The organism is Nocardioides alkalitolerans, assembly GCA_038184435.1.
In the GTDB taxonomy this organism is placed as follows: domain Bacteria; phylum Actinomycetota; class Actinomycetes; order Propionibacteriales; family Nocardioidaceae; genus Nocardioides; species Nocardioides alkalitolerans_A.
The window spans coordinates 525,539-546,818 of sequence record CP116227.1 but is presented as its reverse complement, the minus strand read 5'-3'; the positions used below and the strand labels follow the sequence as shown (position 1 = coordinate 546,818).

Below are 21,280 nucleotides of genomic sequence, written 5' to 3'. Positions count from 1 at the left end.
TGACATGGCTGCCAGTGTCAAGAAACGGCGCATCGCTTGTCACTGAGTGCCAACTTTCCCGTGGACGGGGCATACCTCGTCGGCGCGTCCCCTGCCGCCGTTTCCACCACTGATCGCATGGCTGGGGACGACGAGGCAGCGCGCCTTGGAGGTGGGTGCGAGCGCCCCCTTCTGAGCCGCCGTCCTGATGGCACGAGATACCTGCGTCGGCTCGGCCCCAAGTAGCCGGGCCAGCTCGCCGACACCGAAGCAGGCGTGCCCGTTTATCTTGTGGCGTTCGAACGCCGCCCAGCTCGCCCGAAGCCACAACGGCACCTCTGGGTTGTGTCGCAGCATCTCGCCATACCAGGCCTGGCGATGCTTGGCCCACGACTGCTCGCGGGGCCTTGTTTGGGTCCTGGTCACGCTGCATCGGCCTCCACCTCTCGAAGGCCGATGCCGTCGTAGTCGCACATCGCGCGAACGTCTGGCAGGCGCTTGCGGTCGAGCACCCACCCGCGGCCGACGCCTGACCACAGAGGCTTCATGCCGTGCCCACGGAGCCGGTCGCCGGCCTGGAAGCCGCGGACGAGAATCACGCGCGGCTTGATCTCAACGACGTACCGGAGACCGCCCCTCACGAGGCACGCCCCATCACGTCCGCCTCAGCGGAACGGAGAGCGTGGGCGACGTCGGCGTCGATGCCGTCGTGGAGGCGTGCGGCGGCAGCACGGGCTCGGCACGCAGCGATGGTTGCTCGGAGCGCGCGCTCCCGTTCGGCCCGCTGCGCGGGGGTCACGTCGCGTCCCTGGAAGTCGCCCTCGCGGGGCAGGGCAGCCTCGAACTGGCGGGCGCGCCTCTCCCAGGTGGCCGCCAGGCCGTCGTTCATGGCGTCCTGCAGGACACGCAGCCGGAAGTGCTCGAGGTCGCCAACGATTCCCGGCTGCCGTCGGCCTGACCGCCGCGCGCGTACATTCGTGTTGTCAGCCGCCACGTTGACACTCGAGGTCGTCCGGTCACCACCCGGGCGGCCTCGGCCATTCTCAGGCCACGTCATCGGGGGCCCCCGAACGCGCTCGTCGAGCGTCCGCCGAGCGCGCGGCGAGGTCTGCGAAGTACGCGCGGCGCGCCTCGATGGCTCGGCGCTGCCTCTCGTGCTCGGGCAGGGTTCCGTCGGGGTCGACCTGCTTCTCGAAGCGGGTCAGGAAGGCGACACGGGCAGGCGCGGTGGCGGCTGTCCGGTCGGCAGTGTTGGCCCATCGTGCGCCAACAAGGGCGCGTCCGCGGGCGGACAGGGCAGGGTCGGTTGCAGGGGACATGAGTAGTCCTCGGTCACAGGGCAGCACGAAAGGTGCTGCGGAAGCTGCCGGGGAGTAGCCGGCGGAGACCTCCGACGACGCAGTGTTTCAGCGCCATCCCCGTTTATCGCCCGTCGGCGACAGGTGACTAGCCTGCAGGAACGCAATCGCTGCCGAGCCCAAGTCCACGGGCTCGCCCGCCGGTCAGCGGGACGCAGGGCGGTCCGACGTCTTGTTGATGCCCTCTCGATGGGCTCCGTCCGCGATGGACGGAGCGCTGTACGTGCAACGTTATCACACGGGTGTCATTCGGCCGTCGACGTGCGGAAATGCAGTTCGGGAGCACCTGCCCGATGGGCGGATGCTCCCGAAGAACCGGAGGGCGTGCTAGAACGTGTCTGCGGACGCCTTCCGCGGGTCAGTGCGAACGCACTGCAGCTCCAGAAAGTTGAAGCTTCAGTTACGCGTTCGGACGCTTCCCGTGGTTCGCGCCCTTCTTCTTGCGAGCGCGGCGCTTGCGGCCGGTCTTGCCCATGGTGGGTCCTCCTCGAGTGGTGCGGCCCGAAGGTCGGTCTCCCACAGGCCAGCGGGCATCTTCTCAGATCGGTGTGGGCCGCGCCAAAGCGACCTCCGCGCGGCTACTCGCTGATCCGCACCTGCACGGCGCGGATCTGGAGCATGACGCGCTGGCGCAGGGCATCGGGAGCGGACTCGCGGCACGACCGCGCGACGACGGCCTTGACGGTGCGCTCGAGGTCGTACTTGCGCAGGCACGGACCGCACTCGTCGAGGTGCGCCTGCACGACGGAGCAGTCCGTCTCGTCGAGCTCGTTGTCGAGGAAGTAGATGATCTGCTCGAGGAAGTCGGCGCAGCTCTCGACCTCGCCCGACGGGCTGGTGCCGTGGGAGTGGGCGTCGGTGCTCATCGGGCGCCACCCTTCTGCATCGCGGCGCCGACCGTCTCGGGCGAGACGAGGTCGTGGGTGCGCACGTAGTCGGCCAGCATGTCGCGCAGCTGTCGCCGCCCGCGGTGGAGTCGCGACATCACGGTGCCGATGGGGGTGTCCATGATCTCGGCGATCTCCTTGTAGGGGAAGCCCTCCACGTCGGCCAGGTAGACCGCCAGCCGGAACTCCTCGGGGAGCCGCTGCAGAGCGTCCTTCACCTCGCTGTCGGGCAGGTGCTCGAGCGCCTCGTGCTCCGCCGACTTCAGCCCCGACGACGTGTGCGACTCAGCGCGCGCGAGCTGCCAGTCCTCGACGTCCTCCGCCATCGACTGCTGGGGCTGCCGCTGCTTCTTGCGGTAGTTGTTGATGAAGGTGTTCGTGAGGATCCGGTAGAGCCACGCCTTGAGGTTCGTGCCCGGCCGGAACTGGTGGAACGAGGAATACGCCTTCGCGAACGTCTCCTGCACCAGGTCCTCGGCGTCGGCGGGGTTGCGCGTCATCCGCATCGCCGCGGAGTAGAGCTGGTCGAGGAACGGGAGCGCGTCGCGCTCGAAGCGCAGCGCTCGCTCGTCGTCCGTCTCGGTGGCACGGTCGACGGTCTCCGTCGGCTCGACGGTCTCGGGGGTGGCGGTGTCGTCGCTCATCGTCCACGAGCGTACTCCGCCGCGCGCGAGCGGTCGCTCGTCGCACACCAGCATGCGCTGCCTCCTCGGGGCGGGGGTCCCGGGGATCCCCCCGGGGTCGGTACGCCGAGCACAACCCCCGCCGCCGCGGAGCTATTCCGGAGGCGTGCGGCCCCGCGTCAGCCGGCCGCCTCCCGCACGATCCACTCCAGCACGGACTCCACGACGAGCGCCCGCACGTCCTCCACCGAGAGCGGCGCCCGCTTCGGGACCGTCAGGCCGTGGTCGGCGTCCGGCACCACCACGAGGTCGAGACGCTCCGCCCGTTCGTCCGCGAACGCGGCGGCCAGCTCGTCCGCCCGCCCCATCGCGTCCTTCTCCCCCTGGACGACCAGCGCGGGCACGCCCGCCGCGACCGCTCCCGCCAGCTCGTCCCGCCGCGACCGCTCCGGCTTCCCGGGCGGGTGCAGCGGGAAGGCGAGCAGCACGAGCCCCGCCGCGCCCAGCTCGGCGGCGCAGCGGGCCGCCGACCGCGCTCCTGCCGACCGCCCGCCGAGCACGAGCGGTACGCCGCGGTCCGCCTCCGGCAGCGCCGCGACCGCGAGGCGCAGGGCCACGTCGAGGGTCGGCGGCGCCGAGGCGACCTTGCGTCCGGCGACCCGCCACGGCTGCTCCAGCCGGACGACCCCGACGCCCTGGGCGGGCAGGTCGGCGGCCAGCGCGGCGATGTCGTGGGTCTCGACGCCCCCGCCCGCACCGTGGCCGAGGACCAGGGTGGCCACGGGCGCCACCCCGGCCGGCACCGGGTTGCGGTGGAGGCGGGCCGCGCCGTACGGGGTGGGGAGCTCGACGATCTCCCCCGCGGGGACGTCGAGCGTGCTCATGCGTCCTCGAGCGGGATCGGCCGGACGAGCTCGGGGCCGTCGTTGCGGACGTTGGAGACGAGGGTGGAGACCGGGTACGCCGTGAGGCGGCCGGGCGCAGCCGGCTCGAGCAGGTCGAGGAGGTCGTCCGAGGCGCCCGACGTGGGATCGAGCCAGGTGTCCCAGTCGTCGCGGCCGACGGTGAGCGGCATGCGGTCGTGGATGCGGCCCAGGTCGTCGGTGGCCGAGGTGGTGATGACCGTGCAGCTCCAGAGGAAGCGGTCGGGGTCGTCGTCGGCCCGGTCGGGGTCGCGCCAGATCTCGTAGAGCCCCGCCATCGCCAGCACGCTACCGTCGGCCGGATGGATGTAGTAGGGCTGCTTCACGGGCTTGCCCTTCGCGGTGGTGCGGTCGGTGACGTACCACTCGTAGTACCCGTCGGCGGGCACCAGGCAGCGCCGGGCCGCGAACGCGCGCCGGAACGACGGCTTCTCCGCCACCGTCTCGCGGCGGGCGTTGATGAGCCGGGCCGCGCCCTTCGCGTCCTTCGACCACGACGGCACGAGGCCCCACCGGAGCGCCCGCAGCTGACGGCGGGCGTGATCGATGCCCTCCTCGGGCTTCGGCGGCCGCTCGAGCACGACGTGGACCGGGTCGGTGGGCGCGACGTTCCAGCTCGGAGGCAGCCGGTCGGCGAGGATCGTCTCGGCGACGTCGAACTCGTCGACGAGGTCGTCGGACTCACGGCTGGAGGCGTAGCGACCGCACATGACGTCAGCCTAGGCCGATCCGCGCGCCGAGACCCTGGGCCGCGTTGGCGTGGTCGTGTATCAAGAGGTGCATGACCGTGACGCGACTGATCGCCCGTCCGCTGCTCGCCTCCATGTTCGTCGTGGGCGGGATCAATGCGTTCCGCAACGCGGACGCCATCGCCCCCCGGGCGGCCAAGGTGACCGACAAGATCGTGCCGCCGGCGCAGCGGGCCGGCGTGCCGCTGCCCTCCGACGCCGCCACCCTCGTCCGCGCCAACGCGGCCGTCCACCTGCTGGCCGCGGCCGGCCTCGCGACCGGCCGCGCGCCGCGCGTCTCCGCCATCGTGCTCGCCGCGACGCTCGCGCCGACCACGGTCGCGGGCCACCCGTACTGGGAGGAGTCCGACGCCGGGGCGAAGGGCAACCAGAAGGTCCACTTCTTCAAGAACCTCTCGATCCTCGGCGGCCTCCTGCTCGCCGCCGTCGACACCGACGGCAAGCCCGGCCTCGCCTGGCGCGCGCGTCGTGCGGCCAAGGACGCGAAGCGCGAGGCCAAGCACGTCACGGCCACGGCGAAGCGTGAGGCCAAGCTGGCCAAGGCACAGCTGACCTGAGGACCGATACCCTGCGTCCGTGACGACCACGGCCGCTCCTGCTCCCGCCGACCTCTGGCCCGCGCCCCACGTGCCGGCGCCGGTGGACGTGACCGTCACGCTGCCCGGCAGCAAGTCGCTCACCAACCGCGCCCTCGTGCTGGCGGCGGTCGCGACGGGGCCGTCGGTGGTGCGCCGGGCGTTGCGCTCCCGCGACACGCTGCTGATGGCGGCCGCGCTCACGTCGCTCGGCTCCGCGGTGGACACCAGCGGCGAGGACTGGACGGTGACGCCCGGTGTGTTCGACCGCGACGCCGTCGTCGACTGCGGCCTCGCCGGCACCGTCATGCGGTTCGTGCCGCCGCTCGCCGGTCTCGCCCGCGGCGAGGTGTCGTTCGACGGTGACGCGCACATGCGCACCCGACCGATCGGCGAGGTGCTCACCGCCCTCCGCTCGCTCGGCGTGGTGGTGCGCGACGACGGGCGCGGCACCCTGCCGTTCACCGTCGCGGGAGCCGGTGCGGTGCGCGGCGGCTCGGTGACGATCGACGCGTCGTCGTCGTCGCAGTTCGTGTCGGCCCTCCTGCTCGCCGGCGCGACGTACGACGAGGGCGTCGAGGTGCTCCACCGCGGTGCGCCGATCCCGTCGCTGCCCCACGTCGAGATGACGACCACGGTGCTCCGCGCGCACGGTGTGGAGGTCGACGACAGCGTGCCCGACCGCTGGCGCGTCGCGCCCGGCCCGATCGCCCCGGTCGACCACCTCATCGAGCCCGACCTGTCCAACGCCGGCCCGTTCGTGGCCCTCGCGGCCGCGACCGGCGGCAGCGTCACCGTGCGCGACTGGCCCACGGTGACCACCCAGGCCGGTGACGCCCTGCGCGAGATCCTGACCGCGATGGGCTGCACCGTGGAGCGCGTCGCCGACGGCGTCCGCTTCACCGGCCCCGACCGCCTGCAGGGCGTCGACCTCGACCTCCACAACGTCGGCGAGCTCACCCCCGTCGTCGCGGCCCTCTGCGCGCTGGCCGACGGCCCCTCGGTGCTGCGGGGCGTCGCCCACATCCGTCACCACGAGACCGACCGGCTGCGCGCCCTCGCCACGGAGCTCGCCGGCCTCGGCGCCGACGTGACCGAGCGGCCCGACGGCCTGGAGCTGCGCCCCGCCGCCCTGCACGGGGGCGTGTTCCACACCTACGCCGACCACCGCATGGCCCACGCCGCGGTCGTCGTCGGCGCCACCACCCCCGACGTCCTCGTCGAGGACGTCGCGACCACCGCCAAGACCTTCCCCGACTTCGCCGGCGCCTGGACGGGCGTCACCGGCGGCTCCGCGACGAGCTGAGGCAGCGGTGGTGGCACGGGGGTACGGCACGCACGACCACGAGCACTACGAGCGTCCCCGCCGGCGGACGCGCCCCCGCACGAAGGACCGCCCCACCTACGACGACGCCGAGGACGGGCGCGTCGTCCGCGTCGACCGCGGGCGCTACACCGTGCTCGTCGACGACCAGGACGAGCTCGTCACGGCGATGAAGGCGCGGCCGCTGGGCCGCAAGGGCGTCGTCGTCGGCGACCGCGTGCGTCTCGTCGGCGACACGACGGGCGCGGAGGGGTCGCTGGCACGCATCGTCGAGGTGCGGGAGCGCGCGACCGTGCTGCGCCGCACCGCGGACGACGACGACCCCGTCGAGCGGGTCATCGTCGCCAACGCCGACCAGCTCGTCATCGTCACCGCCCTGGCGAACCCCGAACCACGCCCGGGGCTGCTCGACCGGGCGCTCGTCGCGGCGTACGACGCCGGCATGGCCCCGCTGCTGGTCCTCACGAAGGCGGACCTGGCCGACCCGGAGTCGTTGCTCGCGACGTACCGCTCCCTCGGCGTGCCGTGGGTGGTGACGCGCAAGGGCGCCGACATCGACGAGATCCGTGACCGGCTCGCCGGTCGCACCAGCGTGCTCATCGGGCACAGCGGCGTCGGCAAGTCGACCCTCGTCAACCGGCTCGTGCCGGGCGCCGACCGCGAGGTCGGCCGGGTCAACGACGTCACCGGCCGCGGGCGCCACACGTCGACGTCGGCCATCATGCTGGCGCTCCCCGAGCACGACGGTCGGCCCGGCTGGATCGTCGACACCCCGGGCATCCGGTCGTTCGGGCTCGCGCACGTGCGTCCGGAGCACCTCATCGAGGCGTTCCCCGACCTCGACGAGATGACCGAGGACTGCCCGCGTGGCTGCACCCACGGCGCCGGCGAGCCGGAGTGCGGGCTCGACGCGGCCATCGCCGCCGGAGCGGCCGACGTGGACCGCGTGACGTCGTTCCGCCGCGTGCTCGCCGCGCGCGAGAGCGCGGACGTCTGGGACTAGGCGTCCTGACCGGGCAGCCGGGCGATGCCCTAGCCTGAGCGCCATGGCCATCGCTGACGGTGCCGACCACACCGACGACCTGCGGCTCGCGCACCTCCTGGCCGACGACGCGGACTCCATCAGCCTCGACCGCTTCAAGGCGGTCGACCTGCACGTGATGAGCAAGCCCGACCTCACGCCGGTGACCGACGCCGACCAGGCGGTCGAGTCCACCATCCGGGCGAAGCTCGGGCGGGTGCGCTCCCGCGACGCGATCCTGGGCGAGGAGGAGGGCGTGACGCCCGGGCAGGGCACGGGCGGCCGGCGCTGGATCGTCGACCCCATCGACGGGACGAAGAACTTCGTGCGGGGCGTCCCCGTGTGGGCCACTCTCATCGGGCTCGAGGTCGACGGCGAGATCGTCGCCGGCGTCGTCTCCGCCCCGGCGCTGCAGCGCCGCTGGTGGGCGGCCAAGGGCCAGGGCGCCTGGACGGGCCGGTCCCTCCTCAAAGCGACCCGCTGCGCGACCTCGGCCGTGCGCGACCTGGGCGACGCGTCGCTGTCCTACAGCTCGCTCTCGGGCTGGGACGAGCGTGGCCGGCTCGACGACTTCCTCGCGCTGTCACGGCGGGTGTGGCGCACGCGGGCGTACGGCGACTTCTGGTCCTACATGCTCGTCGCCGAGGGCTCCGTCGACGTGGCGGCCGAGCCGGAGCTCGAGGTCTACGACATGGCGGCGCTCGACGTCATCGTCCGCGAGGCCGGCGGCTCCTTCACGGGCCTCGACGGCGCGACCGGACCGTGGAGCGGCAACGCGATCGCCTCCAACGGCCACCTCCACGAGCCGGTGCTCGGCTTCCTGGGTACGGCGGGGGGCGACGACCCCGACGACCCGCCGTTCACCGGCGGTGTGGTGCGGCAGCTGCGTCCCTGACCCTTCCGGAGTGACGTGCGTCACAGGTAGCGTGTGCCGCCAGCGACGCGACCCGGAGGTGGCCATGAGGATCCAGGACGTCATGCGGGGCGAGCCCGTGGTCACGATCGGGCCCGACGCCACCGTCGGTGAGCTGGTCCTGCTCCTCGAGCAGCACAACATCGGCGCCGTGGTGGTGAGCAGCGACGGATCCACGCTCGACGGGATCGTCAGCGAGCGCGACGTGGTGCGGCGGTTGGCCGCCGGCGACCCCGGGGAGCTGCTGGACACTTCGGTGCGTGACCTCATGACGGCATCGGTACGCACGTGCGGGGCCGGCGAGGAGGTCGCCCACCTCATGCAGGAGATGACGACCTACCGCATCCGCCACCTGCCCGTGGTCGAGGACCAGACCCGCATCGTCGGCATCGTCAGCATCGGCGACGTCGTGAAGGCCCGCATCGACGAGCTCGCCTTCGAGCGGGACCAGCTCGACGCCTACGTGCACCAGGGCTGAGCACGGTGGCTGCCCCGGCTCGAGGGGCGGGCTCTAGGGTGGTCGGCATGGACAAGCCCGAGATCGACTTCTTCGACCCTGAGCCCCCGGCCGACCTGGTCATCACCGACGTCACCGTCGGCGACGGCGAGGAGGCCAAGGCGGGCCAGACCGTCTCCGTGCACTACGTGGGCGTCGCCCACTCCACCGGCGAGGAGTTCGACGCGTCGTACAACCGCGGCGCGCCGCTGCAGTTCCGCCTCGGCATCGGCCAGGTCATCTCCGGCTGGGACACCGGCGTGCAGGGCATGAAGGTCGGCGGCCGCCGTCAGCTCGTCATCCCGCCGCACCTGGGGTACGGCGACCGTGGCGCCGGCGGCGTCATCAAGCCCGGCGAGACGCTGATCTTCGTCGTGGACCTGCTGAGCGTCTCCTGACCCCCGGTCCCCCGCCGGTGACGGTCCCCCGTCGCTGACGTCATGCGCCCCGCAGGCTGGAGCCTGCGGGGCGCATGACGTTGCGGGAGGGCTGGTGGCTCACCACGGGAGGCCGTCGTCGAAGCCCTCCGCGTCGACGGCACGGGCGCTCTGACCGTCGAGCGTGACGACGTCGCCGACCACGAGCTGTCGGCCGCGGCGGGTGTCGACCTCGCCGTTGACGAGCACACGGCCCTCGGCGATCACGGGCTTCGCCTGGGCCCCGGACTCCACCAGGTTCGCCAGCTTGAGGAACTGCCCGAGACGGATGGAGCCGTCACGGACGGGTACGTCGAAGGGATCGCTCACGCGACCCATCATCGCACCGGGCGGGCCGTCGCCCGCGTTCGCGCGGGTACGGCGCGGGGTCAGGGCAGCAGCAAGTCGATGGCGTGGATGAGGACGCCCACGAGCCCGCCCACGACCGTGCCGTTGATACGGATGAACTGCAGGTCGCGCCCCACGTGGAGCTCGATGCGCTGCGCTGCCTCGTCGCCGTCCCAGCGCTCGATCGTGGTGGTGATGACGCCCGTCAGCTCGGTGCCGTAGCGGTTCACCACGAACACGACCGCGTCGGACAGCATCTGGTCGAGGCGACGTCGCAGCGCGGCGTCGGTCGTGAGGCGACGACCGAACTTCACGAGCTCGTGCTCGAGGCGGACCCGCAGCATGCTGGCCTCCTCCTCGAGCCCCGCCACGAGCGCACGCTGGAGCGCCTTCCACAGCGAGACGGCGGTGGCGAGCACCTGCGGGTGGCCAAGCACGCGCAGCTTGAGCCGCTCGGCGCGCTCCGCGGTGTCTCGGTCGTGGACGAGGTCCTGGGCCAGGTCGTGGAGCATCGAGTCGAAGGCCTGCCGCGCCCGGTGCTGCGGATCGGCCTGGATGTCCTCGACCCACTTGATCGCCTCGGCGTGGACCCGTTGGGTGACGGCGTCGTTGAGCTTCGTCGGCGTCCACCACGGAGCCCGCTCACCGAGCACCTCGGTGAACGTCTCCTCGTTGTTCCGGAGCCAGCGCAACAGCTCGCCCAGACCGAGGTCGACGACGCCGTGGTGCAGGTCGTCCTCGACCATCTCGCCCAGCAGGGCCGCCGCGATCGGCGCGATGGGCTCCTCGCGGAACCGCGGGAGCAGGACGGTCTCGGCCAGCTCGCTCACGTGCTCGTCGCGCACCTTCGCCAGCCCGATCACCGCGACGTCCGCCACCTCGTCCACCACGCGCCGCGCGTGCGCCGGATCGGCGAGCCACTCCCCCACCCGACGGCTCGCCTCGGCCGCGCCGACGCGCTCACGCACGACGCCCTCGGCCAGGAAGTTCTCCTTCACGAACTCCTGCAGGCCCTTGCCCAGCTCGTTCTTCCGGCGGGGGACGAGCGCCGTGTGCGGGATCGGGAGGTGCAGGGGGTGGCGGAACAGCGCAGTCACCGCGAACCAGTCCGCGATGGCACCCACCATCGACGCCTCGGCGCCCGCGTTGACGAAACCGAGGAACCCGTCCTGGCCACGCGTCGCGACGTAGACGACCGCCGCCGCCACCAGCAGACCCGTGGCCACGGCGCGCATCTTGTTGAGGTCGCGGCGCCGCACCAGGTCGGCCTCGGCCGATCCGGGGACCGTGAACGCGCTCGAGCTCATCGTCACCCTGCTCCTCGTCTCCGGTTCCGCGGCTCGCTCACTTTAGGAGGTGGAGCCAACAGACGGCCGGGGGCTCGGACGGGCTCGGGGGCGGGCGGCGGACCTCGGTTGGAGCCCGAAACTGGGACGTTGGTGGGTCCCAGAGGGGGTGGATGGGTCTCCAGCTGCACAGTTCGTGTGGCGGGGCTGGGCCTGGGCCGCGGGGCCGTGGGGGCTCTGTGGGGCTGGGTGGAAAGGGTCACGAACGACGGTGCTTCGGTGGGGATGGGTGTCGTTGGTGACCCTTTCGTGGTTGGTGGCTGTTCTGGTTCTGCTGGGTGGTCATCCGGTGAGGACGGGGGTGGCTTCGCGGACCTGGAGGTCGAGGGTGGGGCTGGTCATGTCGACGGTGCCTTGGACGCGTTGCCAGGGGCGGTCGGCGACGCGGAAGTCGGCGGACCAGGTGGTGGTGAGGCGGGTGGGGTAGGTGCCGGTGCGGGTGTAGACGTGGGTGATGTCGAGGTGGGGGTAGGGGGCGCCGGGGGTGGTGGTGGTCGTGGTGGTGCCGTCGCCGAAGTCCCAGGTGTAGCTGGTGGGGGTGATGTCGAGGTCGACGGTGTAGCCCAGGACGGTGATGGTGGTGGTGAAGGGTTCGGCGGTGGTGAAGAAGTTGGTCTCGAGGTTGACCAGGGTGGTGCCGTCGGGGGGTTGGATGTGGAGCACGGTCTCGGGGAGCGGTACCTCGCGGAAGGCTTGGTAGACGGCGGCGTTGACGACGGCGGCGGGGTCCTCACCGGGGGTGGGGGTGCAGTTGGTGGGGCGTCCGGTGCCGGTGGCGAGGTAGGGGTTCTGGAGGTAGCGGCCGAGGGTGTTCTCGTCGCAGGCGGTGCGTCCGGCGCAGATGTTGCCGAGTGTGAGGCCCGCGATCGAGGAGGGCAGGCAGATGGAGGCGTCGACGTAGGACTGCCGCGCAGCCATGACCTGCGCCTCGCTCGGCGCCACTGCGTCCGATTCTCGTCCGTCATTCGACCTGCTGTGGCTCTCGTGCACCTCTCCGGACACGACGAAGCCCCCCTCGCCGGCGCTGGCGTCACCGCCTTCGCTCGCGACGGCGTCCGGCAGGATCAGGGCCATCGTGGCCAAGGTCAGTAGGGCTCGTTCAACAACCACTGCACCCGCCACCCATCGTCCGAAGTCGTCAGTCCTAGAGCCGTGGCCCCGAAGGGGTCGGGTTTCGAGCCTTCAATACTCACCTGTCCCGCGACAACGGTCGGGGACGGCGCCGGGTCATCAGAGCTCGGTGGGCGTGTGGTCAGGTCCCTCAGGGTCCAGAAGCCCTCACCAAGCCGTTCTGAGCCCGCGATGTAGTCGAGGAGGACGCCACACGCCTCGCAGTCCGGCGATGTAGCGCGCGCCGGCGCCGTGTCACCCGTCGCGATCGCGTAGTTCACCAGCTCCACCCAGTGCTCCACGAACGCCACGGCGGCCGCGTCGTCATCACCCCGCGCCTCGTCCGGCAACACCGGAACCGCCGCCTCCGACGAAGACGACACCACCGGCGACGACGGCGACGACGACGGCGCCTCCGACGCACCCTCCTCCGCACCACCCCCGCCCCCGGTGCACGCCGCGAGCAGCGACGTACCGACGACGAGTCCGACCAACCTGCCTCCACGGCCCTGCATGCGGTCCTCCGACGAGCCCGGGTCGACGCGCCCGATCGCGTCGACAACCGCGCCCAATCTAGGACAGCCACGACCTACTCGACCACCCTCGCGCGGCCGACCTGTGGAGAACGTGCGCGGGTTCTGCCGGAGCCCAGCGCACTGTCACCGCGGACCCCTAGGGTGTCGCCTGTCCGCACCGGGCGGACGCTCGTCCTGGGGGAGGATCCCTATGCGTTATCTCGCGCGGCCCGTCGGAGTGGCCGCTGTCGCCGTCATGCTGGGAGCGACGTTGCTCCCCGGTGGCGCCGCTCGAGCGGAGGCCCCGTCCTCGGCCGCGGTCGTCGCGCTCGACGAGCCGACCGACCCGCCGGCTCCGCTCTCGCTGCCCGCCGATCCCGACGACATCACGCCCGAGCAGGCCCAGCAGGCGCTCGAGCGTGCGGAGGTCCTCCTCGCCGGCGACGGTCCCGCCGTCGCGGCCGACGGCACCACCGCGTCGCCCACCCTGGCGCTGCGCGACCTCATGATCGCCAAGCCCAAGCTGCGGGGCGCCGACCGCGCGTCCGCCGACCGCCTGCTGGCCCGCCCGGCCGACGGGCCGAACGAGCCCGGTGGGGACGGCTACCCGGCCGGCTCGACCGTCAAGTCGGGCTGCACCGGCGGGATCTGCGTGCACTACGTGGACCGCGCGCAGAACGAGGAGATCGGCGCCACACCGGCGTGGGCCTCCCAGACCGCGCAGGTGGCCAAGAACGCGTACGCCTACCTCGTGAACAGCCGCGGCTACCGCGCTGCTCCGTCCGACGGCACCCGTGGCGGCAACGCCAAGCTCGACATCTACCTGACCGACCTCGGCAGCCAGGGCGTGTACGGGTACTGCGCCCCGGAGGCCTTCGTCTCGGGGTCGGACTACCGCGCGACGTCCTACTGCGTGCTCGACAACGACTACGCGGAGTTCGGACCGGCCGCGCCGATCGACAACCTGCGCGTCACGGCGGTCCACGAGATCTTCCACGCGATCCAGTTCGGGTACGACGCGTTCGAGGACGCCTGGCTCTACGAGGCGACGGCGACCTGGATGGAGGAGGTCTGGGCCTCCGACGTCAACGACAACCGGCAGTACCTGGGCGACGGCCAGCTGGCCCGCCCCCTCGTGCCGCTCGACCTGTTCGACGACGCGACCGGCAACTCCTACGGCAACTGGATCTTCTTCGAGTACCTGGAGGAGCGCTTCGGCGCCAACATCGCCCGCAGCGTGTGGGAGCGGGCCTCGGCGACGAGCAGCCCGGGCCAGCACTCGCTCTACGCGCTCCGCACCGTGCTCAACGGCCTGCGCGACGCCTCGGGCGCCCGCACCGAGTTCGGTCGTGAGCTGGCCGGCTTCGCAGCCGCCAACCAGATCCCGGCCGCGTTCTACGACGAGGGGTCGAGCTACACGGCCGCCCCCGTGAACGCCGGCTACGCGGTCACGAAGAGCACGACGCCGGTCTCCCGACGCTTCACCGTGCCGCAGCAGACGACGTACACGGTGCGGTTCCAGCCGAGCTTCTCGGCGCCGAGCCAGCGCTACCGCCTGCGCCTGCGCTTCTCGACGCCCGCCGCGGCGACGTCTCCCGGGGCGTTCGTGGTCGTGCAGTACACGAACGGCACGGTCAAGCGCGGCGCGATCAGCCTGAAGTCGGGCACGACGACGCAGTACCTGGCGTTCCAGCCCGGCCAGGTGCGCAACGTCTACGTCTCGTTCGCCAACGCCTCGTCCCGGGTCGACTGCAACCAGGACACGGCGAGGGCCTGCGGCGGCGAGCCGCTCGACGACGACGTGCGCTACACCCTCGACGCGGTGGCCCAGGCCTACTGACCCGAGAACGACGACGCCGCGTGCCCCCGGTCCGGGAGCACGCGGCGTCGTCGCGGAGGCCTCAGTCCTGCGGGTCGTCCTCGATGGTGTGCATGGCGGCCTCCTCGGCGCTGGCGCCGGCACCGTCGATGCCGCCGTCGGTGGCGAAGCGGTCGTCCTCACGCAGGTTCCCCGAGCCGTCGTCGCTCGCCACGAGGCGGCCGGTGCGCTCGGCCCCCACCTCGCCGCCGACCGGACCGTCGACGACGTCGGCGTCGAGCTCGTCCTGGAGACCGTCCCAGACGTCCGGCTCCTCCTGCGCGACGCGCTCGTCGATCGTCTCGCCCTCGAGCTCGCCGGCGGCGGTGACGTCCTTCAGGTTCGATCCGCGCAGGCGCTCCGGCGGCGAGATGCCCTCGTCGAGGATGTCGTCGACGCCGCGGTCGTCGAGCGTGTCCTGGGGCTGCAGCTGGTCCTCACTCATGGAGTGAAGGTAGGCACGCGACACAACCTCACGTGTCCGCCGCCGTCCACAGCAGCAGTGCTCCCAGGGCCGCACCGCCCGCGGTGACCAGCAGGAAGACCGCCACCCAGAACCCGCCCGGGAACGGCGTCAGTCGACCCAGCATGTCGGCGTCGGAGTGGGGCGCTCGCCCCTGCCGACGTTGCTGCTGCAGCTCGAGCACCGGTCGTGGCGCGCTCAGGAGCAGGAACCACGTGACGACGTACGTCGCCCCCACCTGCACCGGCCCGCTCGCCCACCAGGTGACGGCGAAGACGCCGAGCCCCGCGACGAGCACCGCCCACAGCCCGAAGAAGTTGCGGATCTGCAGGAGGAGCAGCGCGAGCAGCAGCAGCGCCGTCCACAGCCCCGCGACGGCGTACCCGCGGGAGACGACGAACGCAGCCACCAGCCCGAGCAGGGTGGGGGCGACGTATCCGCCGAACGCGGTCACGATCATCCCCGGGCCGCGCGGCCGTCCCCGCGACACGGTGAGGCCGGAGGTGTCCGAGTGCAGCCTGATCCCTGCCAGACGCCGGCCGCTCAGCAACGCGGCGACGCCGTGCCCGCCCTCGTGCACGATCGTCACGAGGTGCCGGGCGCGACGCCAGAGCGGGCGGTGGAGGACGAGCACCACGGCGAGTCCGGCCGTGAGCGCGACGAGGCGGGGGTCCAGCGCCGGCTGTTGCGTGACGACGTCGCCCAGGACGCGGTCGAGGAGATCGGGCACGCCCCCAGCATGGCCCAACCGGCGATGCGCCGAAGGCGGCCCGGGCCGGCGAGCAGTCGTGTCCCCATCGTGACCCCCCGGCCGCTGTCGAGTGTCGGTGGGCGTGGCTAACGTGCGCAGGGTGACTTTCTCGGACCACGCTCATGACGACCACGATTCCGCCGCGGCCCCCGCTCCGCCGCCGACCGGCTCGCCGTTCGCGGACCTCGCCGACTACGTCGCGCTCCCCCGCGTGGAGTCGCTGACGCGGTCGGCGGACGGCTCCCGCGTCGTGCTGACGGTGGCGACGCTCGACGCGGACCGCACGGCGTACGAGCGCGCTCTCTGGGAGGTCGACGCCGCGGGCGGTGGGACTCCGCGGCGGCTCACCCGCAGCACGGCCGGCGAGTCCGGCGCGGCCTTCACCGGGGCCGGCACCCTCCTGTTCACCTCGTCCCGCACCGGCGGTGGAGGGCCGGAGCGGGACGGCAAGCCGCTCACGCAGCTGTGGGCGGTCGACCCGGCCGGCGGCGAGGCCCGCCCCGTGACCGCCCTCGCGGGTGGCGTCGGCGCGATCGCCGCGACGGCGCGTGCGTCCGAGACGGTCGTCCTCGCGGCCGACCTCCTGCCCTCGGCGACCACGTTCGAGGACGACGCCCGGCTGCGGGAGGAGCGGGCGAAGCGGAAGGTCGCGGCGATCCTCCACGAGCACTACCCCGTGCGGGTCTGGGACCACGACCTCGGCCCCGACGAGCCGCACCTCCTCGCCCTCGACCTCGCGGCGCTCGCTCCGGAGACCGTGGCTCCCGCCGCCCCCGACCGGAGCCCGCAGGACGCCGGGAACGCCGGGGGCGCGCCGACGCCGTACCCGGCGCACCTCCCCCGCCCCGCCGACCTGACGCCGCACCCGGGCCGCAGCGCCGACACCGCGGGCGTGGCCCTCACGCCCGACGGCCGCACGCTGCTCGCCGCGCTCCGGCGCCGCCAGGGTCGGGGCGACCGCTTCGCGCTCGTCGCGATCGACGTCGCCACGGGCGCCCACACGACGCTCGTGGACGAGCGGTCGACCTACGTCGAGGGCCCGGTCGTCAGCCACGACGGCGCCTGGGTGGCCTACGTGCGGTCCGCGTTCTCCACGCCCGCTGGGCCCGCCGACCAGCACCTGTGGATCTCCCGCGTCGACGGCAGCGAGGCGCGCGAGGTCGCGGTCGGCTGGGACCGGTGGCCCACCGAGGTCGCCTTCGCTCCCGACGACCGCTCCCTGGTGGTCGTCGCCGACGACGACGGTCGCGGACGGATCTTCCGCGTCCCGCTCGACGGCGGCGAGGTCACCGCGCTCACCACCGACGACCACGGCTACACGCAGGCCCACGTGGGCCCGGACGGCTCGGTCGTCGCCCTGCGGTCGAGCTGGCAGGTCGCGCCCCACCCGGTCCACGTCGCGCCCGACGGCACCGTCACCGAGCTCGCCACCCCCGCGCCGCCGCCCGCGCCGGTCGGCACCATGACCGACGTGGAGACCGTCGCCGAGGACGGGTCGCGGGTGCGCGGGTGGCTCCTCACCCCGCCCGACGCCTCCGCGGACTCGCCCGCCCCCCTGCTCCTGTGGATCCACGGCGGCCCGCTCAACAGCTGGAACGCGTGGAGCTGGCGGTGGTGCGCGCAGCTGCTGGTGGCGCGCGGCTACGCGGTGCTGCTGCCCGACCCGGCCCTGTCCACGGGCTACGGCCTCGAGTTCATCGCGCGGGGCTGGAACGCCTGGGGCGGTGCGCCCTACACCGACCTGATGGCGATCACGGACGCGGTCGTGGCCCGCCCGGAGATCGACGAGGGACGCACGGCCGCGATGGGTGGCTCCTTCGGCGGCTACATGGCGAACTGGGTCGCCGGCCACACCGACCGCTTCCGCGCCATCGTCACCCACGCCAGCCTGTGGGCGCTCGACCAGTTCCGCGGCACGACCGACGGCGCCTACTACTGGGACGAGATCTTCGACGACGCGGGCCTGGCCGCGAACTCCCCCCACCAGTTCGTCGAGCGCATCTCGACGCCGCTGCTCGTCATCCACGGCGACCGCGACTACCGGGTCCCGATCGGCGAGGGCAACCGTCTGTGGGCCGAGCTCGCGCAGCACCACGCCGACGAGCACGGCGTGATGCCCCACCGCTACCTCTACTTCCCCGACGAGAACCACTGGGTGCTCAAGCCCCAGCACGCCGTCGTCTGGTACGAGACGGTCCTCGCGTTCCTGGCCCAGCACGTGCTGGGCGAGGGATGGGAGCGCCCGGCGCACCTCGGCTGAGGACGCACCCTCGAGCGCTCAGCCCAGGGCGCGGGCGGCGAGCTCGGCGACGTACGCCGCGTAGACCGCCCGCAGCCGCTCCCCCGGCCACCCGGGCGGGCGGAGCGGGGGCGGCAGGAGCGGGTCGGTGCCGATGTGGCGCACCAGGGCCGCCGCTCCGGCCAGCCGGTGGGCGGGCGTCGGCGCCTCGGCGACGTACGCCGCGAGCTCGTCCCCCTGCGCCGCCCACCCCGCGAGGTCCCAGAGCCGCGCGACGATCCGGGCGGGGTCGTCGGGCCGGCTGGCCATCGTCTCCAGCAGGTCGGGCTCGGCCACCGGGCCGGGGCGCGTGAGGTTCGCCGGGCGCATCCACACGCCCTCCCGGAGCTCGGCGAGCCGCAGTCCCCGGAGCTCGTCGCGCAGGGCGACCCGGGCAGGCCCGGGTCGCCCCCCGGCCACGACGACCGCGGTCTCCCAGGCGCCGTCCCAGTCACGCTCGCTGTCGGCGACGGCCTCGTCCTGGCGTGCCCGCCGGGCGACGTGGCGCTCGCCGAGGAGGTAGGTGCCGTCGTCGCGCACGAGGTCCCCGGCGGCGACCGCGCGGGTCAGCGCGACCCGCATGGTGGCCGCGGGCACCCCGACGTGCTCGCCGGTGGCGACGAGCTGCGCGGCGGTCAGGCGGGCGGGGTGGGCGCCGAGGAGCACGCTGACCGCCACCGAGCGGGCGCTGAGGAGGGGGAGGTCGACCACGGGCGCCATCGTGCTGCATTACATCTCTCGACACAATCGTCGTCCGGTGCGTAACATCGCAGCATCCGGCAACCCGAGGAGCAGCCATGACCACGACGCACGAGGTGCTCAACCAGGCACCGCCCCTCGAGGGCCACGACACCGCGCACGACCCCGCCCTCCTCGAGGGCCTCGAGCGCGAGGGCGCCGCCTGGGCACTGGACGAGATCCACGAGCTCGGACGTCTCGCGGGCACCGCCGAGGCCCGCGAGTGGGGCCGGCTGGCCGAGCGCGTGCCGCCGCGGCTCCACACGCACGACCGCTACGGGCACCGGGTCGACGAGGTCGAGTACGTGCCGGCGTACCACCGCCTCATGGAGACCGCCGTGACCCACGGCCTGCACGCGGCCCCGTGGGCGGACGACCGACCCGGCGCCCACGTCGCGCGCGCCGCGAAGTTCATGGTCTGGTCGGTCGACGCCGGCCACGGCTGCCCGGTCTCGATGACGTACGCCGCGGTGCCGGCCCTCCGCCACGCCCCCGACCTCGCCGCGCGGTTCGAGCCGCTGCTGACCAGCCGGGAGTACGACCCCGGCCTCCGCGACCCCGCCACCAAGCGCGGCCTCGTCGCCGGCATGTCGATGACCGAGAAGCAGGGTGGCTCCGACGTCCGGGCCAACACGACGACGGCGACGCCGCGTCCGGACGGCACCTACGAGGTCGTGGGCCACAAGTGGTTCACGTCGGCCCCGATGTCCGACTTCTTCCTCACCCTCGCCCAGGCACCGGGCGGCCTCTCCTGCTTCGCGCTGCCCCGCGTGCTGCCCGGCGGCGAGCGCAACCCGATCCGCTTCATGCGTCTCAAGGACAAGCTCGGCAACAGGTCGAACGCGTCGAGCGAGATCGAGTACGACCACGCCACCGGTTGGCTCGTCGGCGAGGAGGGCGCGGGCGTGCGCACCATCGTCGAGATGGTCAACATGACCCGCCTCGACTGCGTGATCGGCTCGGCGAGCGGCATGCGCACCGCCCTCGTGCTCGCGACCCACCACGCCCGTCACCGCCGCGCGTTCGGCAAGGCGCTCCTCGACCAGCCGCTCATGCGCAACGTGCTGGCCGACCTGACGATCGAGTCGGAGGCGGCGACCACGGCGATGCTGCGGCTCGCGGGGGCGAACGACCGCGCCGTACGGGGTGACGAGGGCGAGTCCGCCCTGCGGCGGCTGGCGCTGGCGGTGACGAAGTACGCCGTGTGCAAGCGCGCGCCGATGGCCGCGGGCGAGGCCCTGGAGTGCCTGGGCGGCAACGGGTACGTCGAGGACTTCGACCTGGCGCGGATCTACCGCGAGCTGCCGCTGCTGTCGATCTGGGAGGGCTCCGGCAACGTCGCCGCGCTCGACGCGCTGCGCGCCATGGCGCGCGAGCCGCACACGGTCGACGCGTTCTTCGCGGAGGCGGACCTGGCCGTCGGCGCCGACCGCCGGTACGACGAGGCGCTGGCCCGCCTGAAGAAGGAGCTGACCTCGTTCGACGACATCGAGCTGCGCGCCCGGCGCGTCGTCGAGCAGCTCGCGCTCGTGTTCCAGGGCAGCCAGCTCGTGCGGCACGCCCCGACGGCCGTCGCCGACGCGTTCTGCGCGACGCGGCTGGCGGGCGACTGGGGTCACGCCTTCGGCACCCTGCCCGCGGGCCTCGACCTCGACCCGATCCTGGAGCGCGCCGCGTCGGGCGCCTGAGACGGGGCGCGGAGGTTTCGCGCGCGCCACGAGGGTCAGGGTGACGGCCATGTCCGACCACCGTCCCGAGCCCCCCTCCGACCCCACGCGCCAGTCCGGCAGCCCGTCGTACGACGAGGCCCGCGCCGCGCTCGACGACCCCACCAGCAGCGCGGAGCGGCTGCTGGGCGCCGGCAACGGCCTGCGCGGCGCGTTCGCGCGGTCCGACCACCTCATCGGCCTGCTCCCGCCGGACGCCTTCGACGTCATGCTCGAGGCGTACCGTCGCGCCGACGCCGCCGGGTCCCGCGAGGGGGCCCTCGTCTGGGTCCAGCACGCCTACTTCGAGCGCCTCGACGGCCTCGCCGACGCGGCCGCCGCGCGGGTGGACACGCTGGCGCAGGACGATCCCGACGGCACCGCCCACCTGCTGCGCGGCTGGATGCGGTTCAACGGGTTCGGCTTCGCCCGCGACGGCGCGGCGGCGGTGGCCGACCACGAGGCGGCCGCCGCGCGCGGTCACGCGGCCGCGGACTTCGAGCTCTCGGTGCTGTTCGGCACCGGACAGGGCGTGCCCGTCGACGAGGAGCGGTCGCTGCGCCACCTGCGTGCCGCGGCCGAGAAGGACCACCCCCGGGCGCTCTACAACCTGGCCGCCAGCCACGCCACCGGGCGCGGGGTCCCCCTCGACGCCGCGCGGGCCCTCGAGCTCTACGTGCGGGCCGCCGAGCACGGGCACGCCGGTGCCGCGTTCACCGCGGGCGTGATGGTGCTGACCGGCGAGGGCACTGCGCCCGACCCGGCGATGGCCGGCGAGCTGTTCGCCGAGGCGCAGGACCTCGGTCTCGACGTCGAGGAGCAGCTGGCCACCTTCCCGCCCCCGCTGCGCGACCGGGCCCTCGCCGCCCTCCGGTCCTGAGGGCCTCCCCCGCGGCGCACCCA

General features: G+C 73.2%; 22 protein-coding genes. 11 read left to right on the top strand and 11 right to left on the bottom strand.

Annotated features, from left to right (window positions below):
- Positions 1 to 661: 661 nt before the first annotated feature.
- On the top strand, positions 662 to 937 hold the full coding sequence (locus PIR53_02660) for a hypothetical protein (GenBank protein ID WZH52903.1): 276 nt from the start codon (positions 662 to 664) through the stop codon (positions 935 to 937).
- A 978-nt stretch (positions 938 to 1,915) separates the two neighbouring features.
- On the opposite strand, the gene rsrA is transcribed toward PIR53_02660, so the two are convergent.
- The 4 genes from rsrA to PIR53_02640 all read right to left on the bottom strand — a co-directional run bounded on the left by rsrA (position 1,916) and on the right by PIR53_02640 (position 4,480).
- Positions 1,916 to 2,203, bottom strand: a complete 288-nt coding sequence (gene rsrA, locus PIR53_02655) for a mycothiol system anti-sigma-R factor (protein ID WZH52902.1) — start codon at positions 2,201 to 2,203, stop codon at positions 1,916 to 1,918.
- Positions 2,200 to 2,868 (bottom strand): sigma-70 family RNA polymerase sigma factor, encoded by a 669-nt coding sequence (locus PIR53_02650; GenBank protein WZH52901.1) that lies wholly within the window; start codon positions 2,866 to 2,868, stop codon positions 2,200 to 2,202. Before PIR53_02650 ends, rsrA begins: the two co-directional genes overlap by 4 nt.
- A gap of 158 nt (positions 2,869 to 3,026) precedes the next feature.
- Positions 3,027 to 3,731: a hydrolase gene (locus tag PIR53_02645; protein WZH52900.1), complete on the bottom strand. Its 705-nt coding sequence runs from the start codon at positions 3,729 to 3,731 to the stop codon at positions 3,027 to 3,029.
- Positions 3,728 to 4,480 carry an SOS response-associated peptidase gene (locus PIR53_02640; protein ID WZH52899.1) on the bottom strand — a complete coding sequence of 251 codons (753 nt, stop codon included), beginning with the start codon at positions 4,478 to 4,480 and terminating at the stop codon, positions 3,728 to 3,730. The genes PIR53_02645 and PIR53_02640 overlap by 4 nt, the downstream gene beginning before the upstream one ends.
- 71 nt (positions 4,481 to 4,551) lie before the next feature.
- On the opposite strand from PIR53_02640, the gene PIR53_02635 reads away from it, so the two are divergent.
- The 6 genes from PIR53_02635 (at position 4,552) to PIR53_02610 (ending at position 9,246) form a co-directional block, all read left to right on the top strand.
- Positions 4,552 to 5,076, top strand: coding sequence for a DoxX family protein (locus tag PIR53_02635; protein ID WZH52898.1), 525 nt, complete (start codon positions 4,552 to 4,554; stop codon positions 5,074 to 5,076).
- Positions 5,077 to 5,095: 19 nt separating this feature from the next.
- Entirely contained in the window at positions 5,096 to 6,400 is a 1,305-nt protein-coding gene (gene aroA / locus PIR53_02630; protein ID WZH52897.1) for a 3-phosphoshikimate 1-carboxyvinyltransferase, read from the top strand.
- Between the two features lie 10 nt (positions 6,401 to 6,410).
- The gene (gene rsgA, locus PIR53_02625) at positions 6,411 to 7,421 is read left to right on the top strand and encodes a ribosome small subunit-dependent GTPase A (GenBank protein WZH52896.1); all 1,011 of its coding nucleotides are present in this window, start codon (positions 6,411 to 6,413) and stop codon (positions 7,419 to 7,421) included.
- A gap of 43 nt (positions 7,422 to 7,464) precedes the next feature.
- Positions 7,465 to 8,334: a histidinol phosphatase gene (locus PIR53_02620; GenBank protein WZH52895.1), complete on the top strand. Its 870-nt coding sequence runs from the start codon at positions 7,465 to 7,467 to the stop codon at positions 8,332 to 8,334.
- 64 nt (positions 8,335 to 8,398) lie between these two features.
- A complete protein-coding gene (locus tag PIR53_02615) occupies positions 8,399 to 8,830 on the top strand; it encodes a CBS domain-containing protein (GenBank protein WZH52894.1) in 432 nt (143 codons plus the stop codon).
- 47 nt (positions 8,831 to 8,877) lie between these two features.
- Complete coding sequence (locus PIR53_02610) at positions 8,878 to 9,246, top strand: FKBP-type peptidyl-prolyl cis-trans isomerase (protein WZH52893.1); 369 nt, start codon at positions 8,878 to 8,880, stop codon at positions 9,244 to 9,246.
- Positions 9,247 to 9,345: 99 nt separating this feature from the next.
- Here PIR53_02610 and PIR53_02605 read toward each other — a convergent pair whose 3' ends face one another.
- From PIR53_02605 to PIR53_02590, 4 genes are all read right to left on the bottom strand, one after another.
- A complete protein-coding gene (locus PIR53_02605; GenBank protein ID WZH54390.1) occupies positions 9,346 to 9,603 on the bottom strand; it encodes an RNA-binding S4 domain-containing protein in 258 nt (85 codons plus the stop codon).
- 50 nt (positions 9,604 to 9,653) lie between these two features.
- Complete coding sequence (locus tag PIR53_02600) at positions 9,654 to 10,919, bottom strand: DUF445 domain-containing protein (GenBank protein ID WZH52892.1); 1,266 nt, start codon at positions 10,917 to 10,919, stop codon at positions 9,654 to 9,656.
- Between the two features lie 321 nt (positions 10,920 to 11,240).
- The gene (locus tag PIR53_02595; protein WZH52891.1) at positions 11,241 to 11,876 is read right to left on the bottom strand and encodes a PKD domain-containing protein; all 636 of its coding nucleotides are present in this window, start codon (positions 11,874 to 11,876) and stop codon (positions 11,241 to 11,243) included.
- Between the two features lie 167 nt (positions 11,877 to 12,043).
- Positions 12,044 to 12,562 (bottom strand): DUF6318 family protein, encoded by a 519-nt coding sequence (locus tag PIR53_02590; GenBank protein ID WZH52890.1) that lies wholly within the window; start codon positions 12,560 to 12,562, stop codon positions 12,044 to 12,046.
- A gap of 232 nt (positions 12,563 to 12,794) precedes the next feature.
- On the opposite strand from PIR53_02590, the gene PIR53_02585 reads away from it, so the two are divergent.
- Entirely contained in the window at positions 12,795 to 14,423 is a 1,629-nt protein-coding gene (locus tag PIR53_02585) for a hypothetical protein (GenBank protein ID WZH52889.1), read from the top strand.
- Positions 14,424 to 14,484: 61 nt separating this feature from the next.
- Here the strand turns inward: PIR53_02585 and PIR53_02580 are convergent, their stop codons facing one another.
- Positions 14,485 to 14,886: a DUF5709 domain-containing protein gene (locus PIR53_02580; protein WZH52888.1), complete on the bottom strand. Its 402-nt coding sequence runs from the start codon at positions 14,884 to 14,886 to the stop codon at positions 14,485 to 14,487.
- Positions 14,887 to 14,914: 28 nt separating this feature from the next.
- Positions 14,915 to 15,634: a M50 family metallopeptidase gene (locus tag PIR53_02575; protein ID WZH52887.1), complete on the bottom strand. Its 720-nt coding sequence runs from the start codon at positions 15,632 to 15,634 to the stop codon at positions 14,915 to 14,917.
- Between the two features lie 121 nt (positions 15,635 to 15,755).
- Here PIR53_02575 and PIR53_02570 point away from each other — a divergent pair, with 121 nt between their 5' ends.
- Positions 15,756 to 17,915 carry a prolyl oligopeptidase family serine peptidase gene (locus PIR53_02570; GenBank protein ID WZH52886.1) on the top strand — a complete coding sequence of 720 codons (2,160 nt, stop codon included), beginning with the start codon at positions 15,756 to 15,758 and terminating at the stop codon, positions 17,913 to 17,915.
- A gap of 18 nt (positions 17,916 to 17,933) precedes the next feature.
- On the opposite strand, the gene PIR53_02565 is transcribed toward PIR53_02570, so the two are convergent.
- Entirely contained in the window at positions 17,934 to 18,653 is a 720-nt protein-coding gene (locus PIR53_02565; protein ID WZH52885.1) for a PaaX domain-containing protein, C- domain protein, read from the bottom strand.
- Positions 18,654 to 18,730: 77 nt separating this feature from the next.
- Between PIR53_02565 and PIR53_02560 the strand changes: the two genes are divergently transcribed.
- Both PIR53_02560 and PIR53_02555 read left to right on the top strand, forming a co-directional pair.
- On the top strand, positions 18,731 to 20,359 hold the full coding sequence (locus PIR53_02560; GenBank protein ID WZH52884.1) for an acyl-CoA dehydrogenase family protein: 1,629 nt from the start codon (positions 18,731 to 18,733) through the stop codon (positions 20,357 to 20,359).
- A 49-nt stretch (positions 20,360 to 20,408) separates the two neighbouring features.
- Positions 20,409 to 21,257: a hypothetical protein gene (locus tag PIR53_02555; GenBank protein ID WZH52883.1), complete on the top strand. Its 849-nt coding sequence runs from the start codon at positions 20,409 to 20,411 to the stop codon at positions 21,255 to 21,257.
- The last annotated feature ends 23 nt before the right edge of the window (positions 21,258 to 21,280 follow it).

Coding starts and splice junctions, on each gene's coding strand:
- PIR53_02565 (WZH52885.1), bottom strand. CDS start 18,653: ATGGCGCCCGTGGTCGACCTCCCCCTCCTCAGCGCCCGCTCGGTGGCG.
- PIR53_02585 (WZH52889.1), top strand. CDS start 12,795: ATGCGTTATCTCGCGCGGCCCGTCGGAGTGGCCGCTGTCGCCGTCATG.
- PIR53_02620 (WZH52895.1), top strand. CDS start 7,465: ATGGCCATCGCTGACGGTGCCGACCACACCGACGACCTGCGGCTCGCG.
- PIR53_02560 (WZH52884.1), top strand. CDS start 18,731: ATGACCACGACGCACGAGGTGCTCAACCAGGCACCGCCCCTCGAGGGC.
- PIR53_02650 (WZH52901.1), bottom strand. CDS start 2,868: ATGAGCGACGACACCGCCACCCCCGAGACCGTCGAGCCGACGGAGACC.
- PIR53_02610 (WZH52893.1), top strand. CDS start 8,878: ATGGACAAGCCCGAGATCGACTTCTTCGACCCTGAGCCCCCGGCCGAC.
- PIR53_02605 (WZH54390.1), bottom strand. CDS start 9,603: ATGGGTCGCGTGAGCGATCCCTTCGACGTACCCGTCCGTGACGGCTCC.
- rsrA (WZH52902.1), bottom strand. CDS start 2,203: ATGAGCACCGACGCCCACTCCCACGGCACCAGCCCGTCGGGCGAGGTC.
- PIR53_02595 (WZH52891.1), bottom strand. CDS start 11,876: ATGGCTGCGCGGCAGTCCTACGTCGACGCCTCCATCTGCCTGCCCTCC.
- PIR53_02615 (WZH52894.1), top strand. CDS start 8,399: ATGAGGATCCAGGACGTCATGCGGGGCGAGCCCGTGGTCACGATCGGG.
- PIR53_02600 (WZH52892.1), bottom strand. CDS start 10,919: ATGAGCTCGAGCGCGTTCACGGTCCCCGGATCGGCCGAGGCCGACCTG.
- PIR53_02635 (WZH52898.1), top strand. CDS start 4,552: ATGACCGTGACGCGACTGATCGCCCGTCCGCTGCTCGCCTCCATGTTC.
- PIR53_02640 (WZH52899.1), bottom strand. CDS start 4,480: ATGTGCGGTCGCTACGCCTCCAGCCGTGAGTCCGACGACCTCGTCGAC.
- PIR53_02555 (WZH52883.1), top strand. CDS start 20,409: ATGTCCGACCACCGTCCCGAGCCCCCCTCCGACCCCACGCGCCAGTCC.
- PIR53_02580 (WZH52888.1), bottom strand. CDS start 14,886: ATGAGTGAGGACCAGCTGCAGCCCCAGGACACGCTCGACGACCGCGGC.
- PIR53_02645 (WZH52900.1), bottom strand. CDS start 3,731: ATGAGCACGCTCGACGTCCCCGCGGGGGAGATCGTCGAGCTCCCCACC.